At 47.4% G+C, this 16,689-nt stretch carries 12 protein-coding genes; 7 read left to right on the top strand and 5 right to left on the bottom strand.

Features of this window, described 5'->3' with window-relative positions; translation table 11 throughout:
- Positions 1 to 139: 139 nt before the first annotated feature.
- From CWC33_RS01460 to CWC33_RS01450, 3 genes are all read left to right on the top strand, one after another.
- Positions 140 to 2,539, top strand: coding sequence for a VolA/Pla-1 family phospholipase (locus CWC33_RS01460; RefSeq protein WP_100690496.1), 2,400 nt, complete (start codon positions 140 to 142; stop codon positions 2,537 to 2,539).
- A gap of 71 nt (positions 2,540 to 2,610) precedes the next feature.
- Positions 2,611 to 3,609, top strand: a complete 999-nt coding sequence (sohB, locus tag CWC33_RS01455) for a protease SohB (RefSeq protein ID WP_100692246.1) — start codon at positions 2,611 to 2,613, stop codon at positions 3,607 to 3,609.
- 96 nt (positions 3,610 to 3,705) lie between these two features.
- Positions 3,706 to 4,989, top strand: coding sequence for a dicarboxylate/amino acid:cation symporter (locus CWC33_RS01450; RefSeq protein ID WP_100690495.1), 1,284 nt, complete (start codon positions 3,706 to 3,708; stop codon positions 4,987 to 4,989).
- Positions 4,990 to 5,007: 18 nt separating this feature from the next.
- Here the strand turns inward: CWC33_RS01450 and miaE are convergent, their stop codons facing one another.
- Positions 5,008 to 5,790: a tRNA isopentenyl-2-thiomethyl-A-37 hydroxylase MiaE gene (gene miaE, locus CWC33_RS01445; RefSeq protein WP_100692245.1), complete on the bottom strand. Its 783-nt coding sequence runs from the start codon at positions 5,788 to 5,790 to the stop codon at positions 5,008 to 5,010.
- Positions 5,791 to 5,987: 197 nt separating this feature from the next.
- Between miaE and CWC33_RS01440 the strand changes: the two genes are divergently transcribed.
- The gene (locus CWC33_RS01440; protein WP_100692244.1) at positions 5,988 to 6,590 is read left to right on the top strand and encodes a Yip1 family protein; all 603 of its coding nucleotides are present in this window, start codon (positions 5,988 to 5,990) and stop codon (positions 6,588 to 6,590) included.
- A gap of 77 nt (positions 6,591 to 6,667) precedes the next feature.
- Here the strand turns inward: CWC33_RS01440 and CWC33_RS01435 are convergent, their stop codons facing one another.
- Together CWC33_RS01435 and cysS are read right to left on the bottom strand one after the other, a co-directional pair.
- Positions 6,668 to 8,212 carry a M17 family metallopeptidase gene (locus CWC33_RS01435; RefSeq protein WP_100690494.1) on the bottom strand — a complete coding sequence of 515 codons (1,545 nt, stop codon included), beginning with the start codon at positions 8,210 to 8,212 and terminating at the stop codon, positions 6,668 to 6,670.
- A gap of 21 nt (positions 8,213 to 8,233) precedes the next feature.
- Complete coding sequence (gene cysS, locus CWC33_RS01430; RefSeq protein WP_100690493.1) at positions 8,234 to 9,613, bottom strand: cysteine--tRNA ligase; 1,380 nt, start codon at positions 9,611 to 9,613, stop codon at positions 8,234 to 8,236.
- Positions 9,614 to 9,729: 116 nt separating this feature from the next.
- Between cysS and CWC33_RS01425 the strand changes: the two genes are divergently transcribed.
- Positions 9,730 to 10,227 carry a peptidylprolyl isomerase gene (locus CWC33_RS01425; RefSeq protein ID WP_100690492.1) on the top strand — a complete coding sequence of 166 codons (498 nt, stop codon included), beginning with the start codon at positions 9,730 to 9,732 and terminating at the stop codon, positions 10,225 to 10,227.
- 2 nt (positions 10,228 to 10,229) lie between these two features.
- Complete coding sequence (locus tag CWC33_RS01420) at positions 10,230 to 10,931, top strand: UDP-2,3-diacylglucosamine diphosphatase (protein ID WP_100690491.1); 702 nt, start codon at positions 10,230 to 10,232, stop codon at positions 10,929 to 10,931.
- Here CWC33_RS01420 and CWC33_RS01415 read toward each other — a convergent pair.
- Positions 10,913 to 12,616, bottom strand: coding sequence for a GNAT family N-acyltransferase (locus tag CWC33_RS01415; protein ID WP_100690490.1), 1,704 nt, complete (start codon positions 12,614 to 12,616; stop codon positions 10,913 to 10,915). The genes CWC33_RS01420 and CWC33_RS01415 overlap by 19 nt on opposite strands.
- Before the next feature lie 119 nt (positions 12,617 to 12,735).
- The gene (locus tag CWC33_RS01410) at positions 12,736 to 14,382 is read right to left on the bottom strand and encodes a M28 family metallopeptidase (RefSeq protein WP_100690489.1); all 1,647 of its coding nucleotides are present in this window, start codon (positions 14,380 to 14,382) and stop codon (positions 12,736 to 12,738) included.
- Positions 14,383 to 14,536: 154 nt separating this feature from the next.
- On the opposite strand from CWC33_RS01410, the gene CWC33_RS01405 reads away from it, so the two are divergent.
- Positions 14,537 to 16,669, top strand: coding sequence for a TonB-dependent receptor (locus CWC33_RS01405; protein ID WP_100690488.1), 2,133 nt, complete (start codon positions 14,537 to 14,539; stop codon positions 16,667 to 16,669).
- Positions 16,670 to 16,689: the final 20 nt, after the last annotated feature.

The raw sequence follows: 16,689 nt of genomic DNA, 5'->3' as shown, positions 1-16,689 counted from the left end.
GTAACGATATTCGAATAACTTCTCAGCAAACGAACGAAAAATCGTTAAAAAGCCTTTAATCTTATTTGATACAGGTGTATAAATTTCGTTAAGAGAAGGTACAGAATAACAAAACATAAAAAAGGATTGGGGATACCTCATGAAGAAATTACTACTCCCATTGGCAATCGGTTCGGCTCTAAGCCTCGTAGGTTGCGGAAGCGGTGACGAAGCACCTATTACGGAAAACGAAGTGAATGTCGCTGCAACACGCGTTGTATTTGACCCGTCGAATGGTGCGATACCAGCGCCGACGAATATTTTGTTAAGCGGTAGTGTGGATGGCACTTTGAATATTCCGGTCGCTGACCCAAGTGATACAGCTAACCCGCAGGTCGCTATTAACGGTTTAGACGGTTGGGGAACGCACTCAACTCTGGCATTTAACTTCTCGCTTCCTGTTGACCAAAATGGTGAGCAGGTGTCGGTCGATCCTGCCAGTGTCGAAGCTCAGGGAGCAGTTCGAGTATTCAAAACGGTACAAGGCGGAACACCTGTTTCTGAAGGTTGTGCTGCAGCTAACCCAGCAGCTGTTTGTGCGGTGACCGAAGAGTTACAGCACGGTACAGACTTTACAGTTAAAGCAACAGGTGAAGGGAGTTTAGCCGTTGTACCTCTTCGTCCTTTAGAATCAGCGACAGGTTATTTGGTCGTTTTAACGGATAATATTCAGGACTCTTTAGGTCGTCGTGTTAAAGCGTCACAGACCTACACGCTAATGAAAGAGCCTGTTAGTGAAGCGCCAGCTTCTGATGACCCTTCAGCACAGAGTTTACAGGCACTGATTAACAGCTACGAAGGTGCTTTAGCACAGTTCGGCGTAGACCCTGAAGACGTTATTTATAGCTCAAACTTTACCACTCAGTCGGTGGGTGACGTGTTGGGCATGACGAAAACTCTATTAGGTCAGAAAATTGCGGCGGGTGCTCCGCCAGTGATGCAAGCTGCGCCGCAGGGCTATACTTTAGATGTCGTCCTGTCTGGCGCGGGCATTACCGACCCAACTACCTTGGCGGTTGCTAGCTCAGCTAAAGTTTACGGCGGTCAGGTTGATATTCCTTACTACTTGCCTGTACCAAGCGCAGAAAATCCAACAGCCCCCGTAACGGGTCGCTGGACCGCTAAGTGTGACAGCCCTGTTACCATCGTTGGTGGCATTGAAAGTGGCCAAATCCCAGAGGGTGCTTTAGGTTTGGGTATTACTCAAGACGCTATCGCAGCCGATAAAGCGGGAGTTATTCGTTCAATAGTACAGGCATGTATTACCTCAGAGGATGGTATTGATTTGGCGGGTGTTGACGAAGAGCGTCATTTAACTAAATACAACCCGGTACCTGAGGTTCAGGATACGGAGACGGTAAATGCGTTTGTCACTATTCCCGATTTAGCCACAGCTAATGCCGTAAGAAGCCAACGGGGTTTGCCTGCGTTAAGCCAACCAGCTGATGGCTGGCCTGTCGTTATCTTCCAGCATGGCATCACCGGCTCAAAAAATAACGCTGCCGCAATCGCGGGAACGCTAGCTGTTGCAGGTTATGCAACCGTAGCAATCGACCATCCATTACACGGTGAACGTGGCTTTGATATTGACGCAGACGGTGAGCTCGACATTACAGCAACAGGCTCAGAAAATGCGACAACTTACATGAACTTGAGCAGTTTGCTGACAACGCGTGATAACTTACGCCAGTCAATTACTGATCTGGTTGCCCTGCGTGTCAGCTTAAATAACTTCATGGCTGCCGATGGTGAGCAAATTGATGGTACGGATGTGCACTTTATTGGTCACTCGTTAGGTGCTATCGCGGGTACCGGTTTCACCGCGCTGGCTAACACGTCATTTGGTGAAGATAGCCCATTATCAGCGCTCGATGGTATGTTTAGCGTTCAAGCCTCTAGCTTAGGCATGCCAGGTGGCAGCTTAGCGAACTTCCTGTTGGCCTCTGAAAGCTTTGGTCCAACAATTAAAGCAAGCCTGCTTTACTCATCGAATGCTGATTTTAAAGCTGCCGCTGACCAGGCTATTGCTGGTGGTGCAACGTTAGAGCAGTTCTATGCTGGTTTCATGGAGCAGGCGTCTGCTGAGCAAGTGGCTCAAATTAACGCAACTTTTGAGCAGTTTGCATTTGCAGCACAAACCGTTGTTGATTCGGGTGACCCGGTTAACTACGCAAGTGGTGTCGTCGCTTCAGAAACACCGGTATTCATGATTGAAGCAATCGGTGATTCAGTTATTCCTAATGCCGTAGAGAACAAACCGCTTGCAGGCACAGAGCCTCTGGCTGCGTTGCTCGGTTTAGAGGGTATCTCGGAAACCACCACGCCTGATGGTACTCCGGTATCGGGTATTGTTCGTTTCGGCGGCGATGCAGAGCACGGATCACTGGTTGACGCAGGCCCATCTGCGGCAGTTACTGCTGAGATGCAACAACAAATTGCCTTCTGGTTTGCTTCAGACATGATGCAAATAACAATCAGCAATCCAGATTTGGTACAATAGCTTCAGGTTATTGAAGACTCGTTATTCAAAGGCCGGCAGTTATGCTGGCCTTTTTCGTATGGGAGAAGTATATGGAGTTTCTGATAGATATTGGTTCGTTTTTGTTGAAGGCGGCCATTATTGTTATCGCCGTAGGCTTTATTGTTGGTCTGCTGGCACAAGCGGCTCAGAAGCAAAAGAAAAGTAAGGGCGACCTGCAGGTCACTGATTTGTCTAAAGAGCTTAAGGACCTTAGTGAGCAACTTAAGCTAGAGCTAATGGATAAAAAAGCTCGCAAGAAAGCCATGAAGGCGTTGAAAAAGAAAAAGCCTGAAGGTGACAAAAAACAGCGTCTCTTTGTACTCGACTTCAAAGGCAGCATGGATGCAAAAGAAGTGGATAACTTGCGTCAGGAGGTGAATGCTATCTTGCAGTTAGCAACCGACAAAGACGAGGTTCTCGTGCGCTTAGAAAGCGGTGGTGGAGTTGTCAATGGTTATGGTTTGGCGGCAGCACAACTACAGCGTATTAAAGCGCATGGCCTTACACTGAATGTGGCCATAGACAAAGTAGCGGCAAGTGGTGGCTATATGATGGCGTGCGTTGGTCACAAGCTGTTAGCGGCGCCGTTTGCATTTATTGGTTCTATCGGAGTGGTGGCACAAATACCCAATTTTCACCGTTTCCTGAAAAAGCACGATGTTGATTTTGAACAACTTACCGCGGGTGAATATAAACGCACATTAACGCTATTTGGCGAGAATACGGACGAAGGGCGCCGTAAGTTCAAGCAAGATTTAGAAGCCATCCACCGCCAATTTAAGACATTCGTGCAAGAAAACCGTCCTGAGCTTGATATTGACAGAGTTGCTACGGGCGAAGTGTGGTCAGGCCAGGAAGCAAAAGAGCTTGGTTTGGTGGACGAGGTGACCACAAGTGACTCTTGGTTGCTTGAACAACACAAGGCGTTCAACGTATTACAACTGAATTATGTGGTGCGTAAACCGATGAGCGAGCGCTTTGCAAAAGGTTTGTCAACGGTCATTCAAACTCTGAAGTCATCGTTAACGCGTTCAGACATCGCACAATAAATGCTATTGAACGCCGCTTACAATAACGAAGCTGCGCAGAGGGCAACTTTTTGGTAGTCTATCGCAGTTTTTAAGAATGAATAATAAAGGACGCTTATGAGCGAAAAGAAAAAACTCAGTCTGACTAGCCGCATTGTTATCGGCATGGTCGCTGGGATCATTCTCGGTACAATTATTCGTTATGTGGCCGGCGACAATGCCTGGGTCTCACTGTATTTAACGAACGGCTTGTTTGATGTTGTCGGTCAAATATTCATAACCTCATTGAAAATGTTGGTTGTGCCATTAGTGTTTGTTTCACTGGTGGTGGGAACCTGCTCGCTGAGCGACCCGAGTAAGTTAGGGCGTTTAGGTGGGAAAGCCGTGGGCATGTACATGGTAACGACCGCAATCGCCATCAGCTTTGCGATATTCTCTGCGGTGTTAGTGCAGCCCGGCTCTGGCATTGAACGATCTTCAGAAGCGTCTTTTGAAGCCAATGAAGCCCCCTCGGTCAGCGAAGTCATTATTAACTTATTCCCTGACAACCCAATTAACGCTATGGCTGAAGGTAACATGCTGCAAATTATTGTATTTGCATTACTGTTCGGCATTTCAATGGCGTTAGTCGGCAAGCCTGGCGAGCGTCTGAAAGGCTTCTTTGACGACTTAAACGCTGTGATCATGAAGTTGGTTGTCATACTCATGGCGGTTGCGCCTTATGGCGTGTTTGCGTTAATGGCGAAGCTGTTCACCGAAATTGGCGTAGAAATGATTGGCAGCCTGGCGAAGTACTTCTTGTTAGTACTCTTCGTGTTGATTGCTCATGGCCTTATTGTCTACCCATTGTTCATGCGTGTCTTCGCTCGCGTCAAACCGGGTATCTTCCTGAAGAAAATGCGTGATGCGCAGTTGTTCGGGTTTAGTACCGCCAGCAGTAACGCCACCATGCCAATTACGCTGGAAACGGTCACCCGTCGTTTAGGTGTCAGTAACAGCGTTGGTTCGTTTACTGTGCCGTTAGGCGCCACTATAAACATGGACGGCACGGCGATAATGCAAGGTGTCGCTACTGTATTTATTGCTCAGGTCTATGGTTTAGACTTAGGTATTGCTGAATACTTAATGGTTATTCTGACGGCAACTCTGGCATCGGTAGGCACCGCGGGTGTGCCTGGTGTCGGTTTAATTATGCTGGCCATGGTGTTACAGCAAGTCGGCTTGCCGGTAGAAGGTATTGGCTTAATAATCGGTGTTGACCGTTTGTTTGATATGACCCGGACTGCGGTTAATGTCACTGGCGATGCAATGGTCAGTACGGTCGTGGCACGTTCAGAGAATGATTTTGATGAAGACGTTTACTACGACGAAAACGCCGGTAAGAAATTAGAAGAACTTTAATTAAAGCCGGCGTGCGCATTAAGCGTACGCCGGTACTCCGGAATGAAAGCGCAGCTCGTTATCTTCTGAACGAATCAATTCAGCTTCCCACTCCCTAAACTGATTAACTCTTTCGTTAATATCGGTATCGCTCAGCTTTTGTGCCAGCTCTAAATAGTCTTGATAATGACGCGCTTCTGAGCGCAGTAATGACACATAAAAACGAGCAATATCTTCATCTAAGTAGGGAGCCAGAGCCGCAAATCGTTCACAAGAACGCGCTTCTATAAGTGCACCAATAACGAGTTTATCTATAAGTGCTTCAGGTTCGTAAGTTCTGACTTTTTGTAGCAATTGCTTGGCGTAACGAGATGCTGTGAGCTTCTGCAACGGAATGTTCCTCGCTTCCATAATTTCGTAGACTTGCTGGAAGTGATGCAGCTCTTCGCGTATTAAGCGCGACATCCGCTCAATAATGTCATCCGCAAATGGCTGTGACTCAGCCGCTTTTAATGCGTGAGATAGCTGTTTGCTTTTTTGCACATCACTTAACGTACCAACACCTCGGTAAACTAAGTCTTCGTAAGGTTGTAGTGCGTCGAGAAGTAGCTGCCCATGACTTTCTGATACTGCATACCGGCGTAATAGCAAAGCGGCACTTTGAGCGGCTTTAAGCTCGCAGTGTAGGTGGTCCAGCAAAATAATGGGTAAATTCTCTGCTTTCGCAGCTTCTTGTACCCACGCTTTAGGAGTCGGGCATATTAGAAATTCATTAATGGGCTCAAGAAGCGATAAATAGGGCGACACAACAGCGGTATTCAAAACGGACATTCCCCGGTCAAATTGGTTAAAAATTTTAACAAAACTGAACTATAGTTATATCAAAAATGCTTGACAGTGTTAGTTGAGTGCTGAATATTAGTCACATGGGTGAATTTTTCAGCAGTACCTTAATCTAATAATTATAACGTATTTAAGAATTGGGCGGTATGACCGCGTATTACGGGGAAGGTGAAGTTATGATACTGAATCACATTTGGGGTTTGTACGCACACCCGGTACAAGAATGGAAAACCATCGACAGCAAGCGTGAGAGCTTTATGTATTCCTGTTCTCACACATTACTGGTCGCTATTCTGCCATGCCTTGCCGCATTTTATGCATCGGCGAAAATCGGTTGGAGCGTCGGTGCACGCGAGGCCATCTACCTTGCAGAAAATAGTGCGGTTATGCTCGCTGTAGCAATGTACGTTGGTATTATCGCTGCGACGTTCGCACTGGCCTATCTTATTTACTGGATGGCAAAAACGTTTGGGGCGGATCCAAGCTACACCAAGTCACTGGAGCTTGCGGCTTATGCAGCAACACCGGTTATCATGTCGGGTATTGCAGCATTGTACCCTGAGCTTTGGTTTGTGGCGTTAGTTTTCCTAGGCGGGGTTGCCTACTCGGTTTACCTGCTGTATTCAGGTCTGCCGGTTATTATGCACATTCCTGAAGAGCGTGGCTTTTTGTACGCGAGTTCAGTTGTGACTGCCGGATTAATTGCTATGGTGGTACTGATGGTAACAACCGCTATCTTGTGGACAAACGGCTTTGGCCCAGAGTTTGTATCCGGATAATTAAAATCGCTTAATACCATAAAAAAAGCTCGGACCTTAATGGTATCCGAGCTTTTTTGTATCTAAGCGACAGGTGCTTACTTCTTAAGGTAATGACCTGCCAAGCAAGTTACTGGCGCTGCCGTTGGCTTCCCGTGTTGCCAATCGCCGCCTTCTACTCCGCTGCCGGCAATATCGACGTGGATGTAACTTAACGGACGCGAGCTATCAATGCCGTGGTTATCCAAGCCAGACACACCGACCAAAAATGCCATTGGGAATTGGTGTCCGCGCGGGGTGGTTGCTGAAGGACCATTGTTAGAAGACAGCAAGTCATCGCACAAAGTACGTCCTTTCACAAAATCGAAGTCTTCACGGCGTGACCAGGAAATTTCCGTTGGATCGCCGTAGGTTTCACCCGCTTCAAATAACGCCTCCGGTAACTTCTGCCGACGCGCATGACCGTTAGGAACCAATGCACTATAGGGGCCTTTGGCCAGCGCTGCATGCCCAGTTAATGTAGCGACAGTATAGAGTTCGTGCTCACCATCTGCCTGTGCCGCTTCTTCACGTAAGTGAGACAGCAAATCTGCCATTATCAAACGACCTTCGGCGTCAGTATTACCGATACGAACACGCTTGCCGCTGTGGCCGGTAATAATCTCGTCAGCGACAAAAGCGTCAGAGCCGATGCTGTTGCGAACCGCACCAATTTCGGCAATAACGTTCAGGTGTTCGGGCTGCAGTTCAGCGACGGTTTTCATGAAGCCAGCAACACCAGCGGCACCGCCTTTATCACGGCTCATACCGGCCATGTGACCACCCGTTTTTAAGTCAGCACCACCAGTGTCATAGACAATACCTTTACCGGCAAACATAACGGTGCGCTCTGGTTGGCTACCGTGGTACTCCAAACGAATAACACATGGGCGATGTCGCTCAACGGCCATAGATGAACGACCCACTGCGGCTAGTAATGGGTACTCGTGTTGTAACTGCTGAGTGTCGTCGATAACACTGACTTTGACCGGCGTATGCGCAAATGCCTGGCGGCAGTACTCCGCGAAGCGTGGTGGTGCCATACGCTCGGGCTCAGTACCTGCCAAGTCACGGGCAACTCGCTTACCGGCTTCAACAGCCATGGCCCAGTCAGCGTCTAACTCACCCACTAACGTGACGTTTTGCGTTGGTTCAATTGCTTCTTCGCCGTGCGCTTCACGAGCTTCCAACGGTTGATACAGTGACTGACAGACACCTAAGTAAGTTGCTAAAAAAGCCTGTTGGTAGCGGGTGTCATTGATATCAACATTGTTTAATGCAATCACCGGATGACGGGCACCGGCGTCTTGAGCAATTTTGGCCGCCTTATGAGCTGCATCGAAGACCTGACGAACATCGTCAAAGTCACGGTTAAGCGGGCCTGTTGGCGCGGTAATTAGGCGCTGACCAGGAACACCTTCAGCCTGGAGCAATAATACATCGCTACCAACGCGTCGATCGGTTGTCTTTGCTTGCGCAATTTTTTCCGCTAACGCTGAATCGTCAACAGTATCGAAGTGGCCGACAACAATGAGTGCGTCAGTACCGTCTTTTGAGTAGGCGTCAGCAAGTGAGCTGACTACGTCTAATTTTGGAAATGCCATAAATACCTCATTTCTAAATGGTTAAGCGCGACGCCAGCGCGTGCCTTCGGGACCGTCTTCTAGCTCAATACCCATGGCGGTAAGCTCATCGCGAGCTTCGTCCGCTACGGCCCAGTTTTTCTCCGCACGTGCATTGTTTCGCTTGGCGATAAGCGCTTCAATTTTGGCAACGTCATCATCGTCGCCTTGAAGAAATTCGTTGGGGTCACGTTGTAGTAACCCCATAACTTCTGAAAATTCTCTTAAAATATACGCAAGTTGTGACGCTTTTTCTGCGTCGGAGTCGCGATGACGGTTTATGTCACGGGCTATATCGAATAACACGCTCATCGCTTCCGGCGCATTAAAGTCATCATCCATTGCCTTTTGGAACTGCTCCCAGTAACCGCTGCGCAGGTCATCTGAAGCCCCTTTTGGCTCGATATCCCGTAATGCGGTATACAAACGCTCTAGAGCTGAATGCGCCTGGTTTAAGTTCTCTTCGGTGTAATTCAGTTGTGAACGATAATGGCTCGATAGAAGGAAATAACGCACGGTTTCTGCATCGTACGCTTTTAGCACTTCCCGGATAGTGAAGAAGTTACCTAAAGACTTCGACATTTTCTCGTCGTTCACTTGTACCATGCCACTGTGCATCCAGTACTTCACATAGTCTGAGTGATTCGCGCAGCAGCTCTGTGCAATTTCGTTTTCATGGTGTGGGAACGCCAAGTCTGAACCACCACCGTGAATGTCAAAGGTGGTGCCTAAGTGCTTCTTGTTCATGGCGGAACACTCAATGTGCCAGCCCGGGCGGCCTTCACCCCAGGGCGATGACCAACTCGGCTCACCGGCTTTCGCTGCTTTCCACAAGACAAAGTCAAGCGGGTCGTCTTTTTCTTCATCAACATCGACGCGTGCGCCAGACTGCAGCTGCTCGAGGTCCTGGCGGCTGAGTCTGCCGTATTCACTGAACGTCGACACATCAAACAGAACGTCGCCACTTTGAGTTTTATAAGCGTTTCCACTGTCGATAAGAGCCTGAATCATTGTCAGAATCTCGTCCATGTGTTCGGTGACTGTGGGCTCAATGTCCGGGCGCAGCAAGTTTAATGCGTCAAAGTCCTCATGCATGGCGTCAATAAAGCGTGACGTCAGTGCCTGAAAGTCTTCGCCATTCTCGGCTGCTCGTTTGATGATTTTATCGTCCAGATCAGTAATGTTACGGACATAACTGACGTTGTAACCCATCTTGCGCAAATAGCGCACGACAATATCAAACGCAACATAAGTACGGGCGTGACCAATATGGCAATAATCGTACGTTGTGACCCCGCAGACATACATACCAACGTGCCCCGGCTGAATAGGCTCGAATGACTCTTTCTTGCGTGTCAGGGTATTAAAAAGGGTGATTGCCATAATGAAATCTCTTAATTCTCTGCCGTTACGAGTGAAAATAAAGCGCCTATGATACCACCGATGCCTTGCCTCTGGTACACTATCGGCTGGTTTGTTACAGGAAACAGGTAGAAAAAATGCAGGTCATTTTACACACAAATTTTGGCGATATTACTCTGGCAATGCACGAAGATACGGCTCCTAAAACCGTTGATAACTTTTTGCAGTACGCTCGTGACGGTTTTTACGACGGCACCATTTTCCACCGTGTGATTAGTAATTTCATGGTTCAGGGCGGTGGTTTTGAGCCGGGAATGAAGCAAAAAGAAACGCGCGATAATATTGAGAACGAAGCGCCAACTGCTAAACCGAATGTCGTTGGCTCGGTAGCGATGGCTCGTACACCAGATCCTCACTCAGCGTCTTCACAGTTTTTCATTAACGTGAACAACAACGACTTCTTGAATTTCCAGAATGAAACACCAAACGGTTACGGCTATTGCGTGTTTGCAGAAGTCACAGACGGTATGGATGTTGTGAACACCATTAAAGACGTGAAGACGGGTTCTGCAGGTTTCCATCAGGACGTGCCTGTTGAAGACGTGGTTATTGAAAAAGTTTCTGTTAACGACTAACAATGACAACGGCGTTTATCGCAGACTTACATTTAAGTCCCGGGCGTCCGGATATTCTGGACGCCTTTGCGAACTTCTGTGCGCAAAGCACAGACTTAGACGCCTTGTATATTTTAGGCGACTTATTCGATGCGTGGCTTGGCGATGACGACTCCAGTGACTTTGCTTTTCAAATAAAGTCGCAACTGAAACAACTCAGCGATTCTGGCGTGAAAGTTTATTTCATGGCGGGCAATAGAGACTTTATGGTTGGCGAGCGTTTTGCCACTGAAACAGGTATGACGTTACTGCCAGACGAAACGGTAATAAACCTTTATGGCGAACGTGTTTTACTGATGCACGGTGATACACTGTGTACGTTAGATAAAGGCTATTTGCGATATCGGCGCTTCATTCAGAATCCGATAGTGACAGGTTTGTTACGACGCTTACCTTTGGCCTGGCGTATGCGTATTGCCAATAAATTAAGGCAAAGCTCAAACAGCCAGCGTCCTCAATTGACGCCTGAGCGGCTTTACCAAATGGATGCACAACACCCAGCAGTGCTTGATGTTATGGAAAAGCACCAAGTAAACGAGCTTATTCACGGGCATACTCATCGCCCCGCAATACATAGCTTTAAGCTTAACGATGGCACGCCGGCAAAACGTGTTGTGTTAGGCGACTGGTACACCCAGGCCAGTGTCTATCGGGTTTCCAGATAGCGTTTCCGTTTTTTCTCTTTAAGTTTGTGTATGTCTACTAGAACAAAACCGTCTATGGAATTATTAAAGTCCGGATCAATACCAAAGGTTAAAAACTGAACCCCACCGGCTTCGCATAATTCAGAATACTGTTTGTACATCGTTGGTATGGAAACTCCCATATTCGCTAAATACGTTTTTAGCTGTGAGAATTCGTCCGAATAGTTGTCACCAGAGAACCCAGGCGTCGTTGACTCTTGAGTGGACTGGTAAAGAATATTAGCGGTTGCCAGAGGCTTAATCGGCGGGAAGTGTGCTGAGTAAAAACCAACCAAAGCAGCCTGAGCACTTTTAGGCAGTGCATTGCTGATACTGACTGAGCCAAACAAGTAGCGATAACGGGGATGCTTACGAAGTAGGGCGCCTATACCAACCCACAAGTATTCTAAGCTTCGCTTCCCCCAGTAGCGAGGCTGAACAAAAGAACGCCCTAGTTCTAGTCCTTCTTCGAAAATGAGTTTCATACCCTCTTCAAAGCGATAAAAGCTGTTGGTGTATAAGCCGTCACAACCTTTATTTTGGATAATCTGCCGGCAGTCACCGAGACGGTAAGCCCCCGCAATTTCGAGATCGTCCGGATCCCACAAGATTAAATGCATGTACCAGGTATCGTATTCATCAAGATCGCGCCGATTCCAGGTGCCCTCACCAACGGTTCGAAAAGCAACTTCCCGCAAGCGACCGATTTCTCTTAAAATAGGAGAACTTCCGCTGAATTCGTATAGGTAAATTTTTTTCCCACAATGGGTTTTACCTAAAAGCTCACAGGATTCAATGGCCGCTTTTAGTGGCTGCCTTGGCTCCGGTCGGGCAATCGCGGTTTGGGTGGGATAAATAGTGGGCTTTGTAGAGCCGACTCGGTAAAGGTGTTTTTTAAATAACTTAACTTGTTGATTTAAATTTATAGTTGGCTGATTAAAAGCGGATAACGGAATTTTCTCTCCGATGTCACAGTGGACCTGTTTTTTCTGTTGCCGAAACATTTCTTTAACTAACAAGGCCGTTGCTAATGGTTTATAAACCATTGACGCGGTGTAAAACCAGGCTGAATTATGAGCACTCAGACGAATGGGCAGAATATCGCTTTGTGTTGACTTAGCTATTTTCAGAAAGCCTGCTGCCCAGCGTGTATCCTTAATGCCGTTAGGGCGTAATCGGGAAACCTCACCAGCGGGAAAAATAATGACGCAGCCTTCACTATGCAGGTACTCCCGAATATTTCTGAGATCACTCGGTTGTGGCTTTTCGCCAAATACATTAACAGGCAGTAACATCGGCTTGAGAGGCTCTAGTTCTGTTAACCAGTCGTTCGCCACAATTTTGACATCGTTGCGTACTTCGCTCACTAACTTTAATAGCGCCAGGCCGTCTAGCGAGCCAATAGGATGGTTTGCGATAATGACGAGACGACCCGTGGTCGGAATATTATCGAGAGCTTTTGCAGCATAGGAATAGCTGAAATTAAAATAATCCAGTACGTGCTCAACAAAATCGATGCCATCAAGCGGTGGTAGGCTATTGGCAAATTGTTGAATATCTTTTTCATGTAACAGGTGGCGCAAAAACCACGTCGCCGACTTTTCCAGCCATGGTGTCTTTTTTAAATTGGGGAGTTTTTTATTAACGACCTGTTCGACGGATAACATAGTACAAGCTCCAAGTTTTACCTGTAAGCCTGACTGTAAGGTGGTTTAGTGACAGTTTTGTGAACCTAAAAAAGAAAAGGGAGCTAAACAGCCCCCTTTTACTCACTATTCTAGACGTCTCAGTCGTTAAACTGCTTTCCAAAGAATGAGGCTTCCAACCATTGTGGACGCTGTGCGGCATTAGCAATTTCTTCACCAATAGCAAAGTTGATATTGGTAAAGCGCGCACCGGCTTCGTAGTTAATGTCTAAGTTTAGGCCGTCACTTGGCTTATGGTAATGTTCAGCAAAGAATTTCCCCCAAACTTCGCCACCGTCTTCACCCTCGGTACGAGAATTAAAGCCGGTCATTAAGAACACAGCAGGAATGCCTTTCTTAACCAGAGTGTAGTGGTCGGAGCGTGTGAAAATCGCCTGCTCAGGCATTGGATCAGGACTTTGAGTTGTGTCGTACTTCTTCGCTGCTTTACTGACCGTTTCGCCTAGGGTTGAATGTGATGCCCCGAAGGCAACAACGTCAGCAAAGTCATAAAGTAATACTGGCATATCCAGATTCACGTTAGCGACGATACTATTTAAAGGAACGGTTGGGTTATTAGCGAAGTAGTCTGCGCCTAATAAACCTTTCTCTTCAGCCGTTACCGCAAGAAACATGATCGAACGCTTAAACTCCTTGTCTGACTCAACAAACAAGCGTGCGGTTTCCAGCATAACGGAAACGCCGCTCGCGTTATCCATCGCTCCGTTGTTAATGTTGTCTTCGCGGCTCATGTCTTTAATCACACCAATGTGGTCAGAGTGCGCGGTGTAAAGAACGTATTCGTCTTTCAGCTTTTCGTCAGAGCCAGGCAAAACAGCGGCGACATTAGGACTGCTAATCTCTTCATGGCGAGACTCACGCTTTAACGTCACTTTACCTTCCAGATCGAAACCTTTCGGTGAAAAATCCGGATCTTCCTGAATTTGGGTGAAAATAGTTTCTAACTCAGTTGGCGCATTGGCAAACAAACGTTTTGCAGGTTCGTCGTCTAAGTATGCGGTTCCGCTAATTTGCTGTTCCTGGCCTTTAGGAAGACCATTTGGACCTAGCCAAGTCATGCGCGGGGTTTTGGTGTAGTAAACGCTGGTTTCGTATTTACGGACTTCTTCACGTACCGGCGTGTGTAGAGTAATAATACCAATAGCGCCTTTCTCACGAGCGATGTCCGATTTAATGTTAGACAAATGAGCGCCTTCTTCACTTGGCAGAAACTCTGGGCGGCCCGTTAACATGACAACAATTTTACCTTCAACGTTTAAACCTTCGTAGTCATTAAGACCAAACTCAGGCGCTTCCATACCGTAACCAACAAAAACCAGCGGTGCAGATACTTGATCTTGTTCGCTGTAATGACTTGGACCGGTAATAAACTCTTTCGGGAAATCGAACTCTACGGTTTCACCGTTTACTTCGTAGGTCATTGACGCACTGTTTTCTTTTAATGTGCTTTTGCGAAACGGTATGCGTTGGTAATAAGTGCCGTCATCACCGGCAGGTTCTAAACCCAAACGTTTGAATTCAGACACAATGTAATTAGATGCTATTTCATGGCCTTCGCTGCCAGTTTGGCGGCCTTTAAGATCGTCGTCAGCCAAAAACTCGAGGTGTGAGCGAATGTTGGCTTCTTTGGCGCTGACATCAACGGTTTGCGACTGAGTTTCCGGTGCTCCACAAGCGGCAACAAATACGCTAAGCGCCACGGGTGCAAGGATGCGAGAAAGTTTCATGAGCTGTCCTCTGATTGTAGTTGTTCTCGAGAATCGGATTGATTGTACCTGAGCGAGCACTATTCAACCATAGATTGTCAGCAAAAGAGTGTTGCAAAATGTTCCTGACTTACGTAATGTTATAATATAACACAATCAAGAAGGGCAGTTTGTCATGAAGTTGAATACTTTAACACTCGCTATTCTCGCTGTTTCATCGACGGCATTGGCGCAAGAGCAGGAACATGAGCATCCGGACCCCACCGAGGTGATCACCATAACGGCTAACCCGCTGGGCAAAACTGCATTAGAGTCGGCTCAGCCAGTCAGTATTATTTCGGGTGATGAGCTTAAACAAAAACACGCACACAGTTTAGGTGAGACCTTGTCGTCCGAACCCGGAATTAACAATACGCATTTTGCGAATGTGGCCGGGAGTCCTATTGTGCGAGGGCTTGGTGGTCCTCGTGTGAAAATCACCCAAAATGGATTAGACACCGGTGATGTATCCCGCGGAAGTCCGGACCATGCAGTGACAACCGAAACCAGCACGGCTGAACAAATAGAGGTTCTACGTGGGCCGGCAACGCTTCTATACGGTAGTGGTGCTATTGGCGGGGTTATTAATGTCGTCGATAACCGTATTCCGAGCGAACCGATTTATGGGTTGCAAGGTAATGTGAATGGCTCGTTGTCGTCAAATAATGACAACAAAGAAGCATCGTACGACCTACAAGTAGGTAATGGCACCTGGGCGCTTTATTCTGATGCGTTTGTACGAGATGCGGGTGACTATCAAACGGCGTCCTTTATCAATGATGAAGGCGAGCGCGTTGACTCCGTTGAAAACAGTTTTGTTGAAGCTCAAGGTGGCACGCTGGGTGTGAGTTATCAATTTGATAGCGGTTTTTTTGGTATTTCTTATCAAGGACTTACGCAGGATTATGGTATTCCTGGACATGGTCATCCTGAGGAAGAGCATGCTGATGAAGAAGTTCATGAAGAAGCGACCCATGAAGCGCATGGTCCTTACGCAAATCTAGAGCAAGATCGCGTTCAGTTAGCTGGTCAGTGGAGAAACCCTTTCAGCGGTATTGAGCAAGTGGATTTTCGAGGCGCTCTTACTGATTATCAACATCAGGAAATCGAAGAAGATTTTGTCGCAACCCAGTTTGAAAATCAGCAGAAAGAAGTTCGCTTAACGGCACGTCACCAAGAGTTAGCGGGCTGGGCTGGTGCTATAGGCTGGCAGTGGGATATCAGTGACAAGTCGGCGCTGGGCGAAGAGGCGTTTACGCCGGATACGACTCGCAGAACTCAAGGGGGGTTCTGGGTTGTTGAGCAGGAGTTTGGTGATCACCATGTTGATTTAGGTGCGCGTTATGAGCGTACAGCGTTAGCCAGCGAAGACTGGAAACTTGATACCTTCAGTGCGGTTTCTGCCTCGGCAGGCTACTTGTATCACTTTGATAAGCACACATCTGTATCCGTTAACTTGAGTCATGCTGAGCGAGCCCCGAGCGGCACGGAAGTGTTTTCCAACGGAAACCATTTTGCGACTCGGACTTATGAGTTAGGGCTTGGTTATGAGCTGCATGAAGAAGCCTCGGGTGAATATCACATTGAAGCGGCAGAGCACCGTATTGAAACGGAGCGCTCAAACAACCTGGACCTTGGCGTTCATTATGAAACTGACTCCTTCCACGCCAACGTTAATGTGTTTTATAACCGTGTAGACGACTTCATTTATGATGACTTTGTTGGCATAACCAGTGAACAGATTCATGGCGATGATGACCATGATGAACATCAGGGTGAGGAGCATTCTGAAGAAGAGCATGCCCATGACGACGCGTTACAAGTTGTTCAGTTTAGCCAGGTTGATGCAGAGTTGTATGGCTATGAACTGGAGTTAGACTGGCGTTTAAATGACGCTTGGTCAGTACACAGCTTTAGTGACTACACCCGAGCGAAACAGCGTGATGGTGGTAATTTAGCTCGAATTCCTGCGCAACGTCTGGGTGCTGAAGTTCGCTATCAGGCGCAAAGCTGGGATGGCTCTTTGGGTTACACGCGTTATTTCTCTCAGGAAAAGGTGGCAGTGAATGAGTCAGAAACGGATGCTTACGGCCTGTTGAACGCACGTGTCAATCTGTATCCGAACTGGTTGGCAAATTACGGTGCTACCCTTTATTTGAAAGGTGAAAACCTCACCAATCAACTGGGCTTAGTGCATAGCTCCTACTTAAAAGAAGAGGCTCCGGTAATGGGGCGTCGATTCCAGGCAGGGGTGTCTATTACTTTCTAAGGCCCTAGAACACCGCCACT

Origin of the sequence: Idiomarina sp. X4, assembly GCF_002808045.1 — a bacterium.
Taxonomy (GTDB): domain Bacteria; phylum Pseudomonadota; class Gammaproteobacteria; order Enterobacterales; family Alteromonadaceae; genus Idiomarina.
This window is presented reverse-complemented; position numbering and strand designations above follow the sequence as displayed.

Excerpts from the sequence above, each read along its gene's own strand:
- CWC33_RS01405 (WP_100690488.1), top strand. The coding sequence starts at position 14,537 with ATGAAGTTGAATACTTTAACACTCGCTATTCTCGCTGTTTCATCGACG.
- CWC33_RS01410 (WP_100690489.1), bottom strand. The coding sequence starts at position 14,382 with ATGAAACTTTCTCGCATCCTTGCACCCGTGGCGCTTAGCGTATTTGTT.
- CWC33_RS01450 (WP_100690495.1), top strand. The coding sequence starts at position 3,706 with ATGAGCGAAAAGAAAAAACTCAGTCTGACTAGCCGCATTGTTATCGGC.
- CWC33_RS01435 (WP_100690494.1), bottom strand. The coding sequence starts at position 8,212 with ATGGCATTTCCAAAATTAGACGTAGTCAGCTCACTTGCTGACGCCTAC.
- CWC33_RS01440 (WP_100692244.1), top strand. The coding sequence starts at position 5,988 with ATGATACTGAATCACATTTGGGGTTTGTACGCACACCCGGTACAAGAA.
- cysS (WP_100690493.1), bottom strand. The coding sequence starts at position 9,613 with ATGGCAATCACCCTTTTTAATACCCTGACACGCAAGAAAGAGTCATTC.
- CWC33_RS01425 (WP_100690492.1), top strand. The coding sequence starts at position 9,730 with ATGCAGGTCATTTTACACACAAATTTTGGCGATATTACTCTGGCAATG.
- CWC33_RS01415 (WP_100690490.1), bottom strand. The coding sequence starts at position 12,616 with ATGTTATCCGTCGAACAGGTCGTTAATAAAAAACTCCCCAATTTAAAA.
- CWC33_RS01460 (WP_100690496.1), top strand. The coding sequence starts at position 140 with ATGAAGAAATTACTACTCCCATTGGCAATCGGTTCGGCTCTAAGCCTC.
- CWC33_RS01420 (WP_100690491.1), top strand. The coding sequence starts at position 10,230 with ATGACAACGGCGTTTATCGCAGACTTACATTTAAGTCCCGGGCGTCCG.
- sohB (WP_100692246.1), top strand. The coding sequence starts at position 2,611 with ATGGAGTTTCTGATAGATATTGGTTCGTTTTTGTTGAAGGCGGCCATT.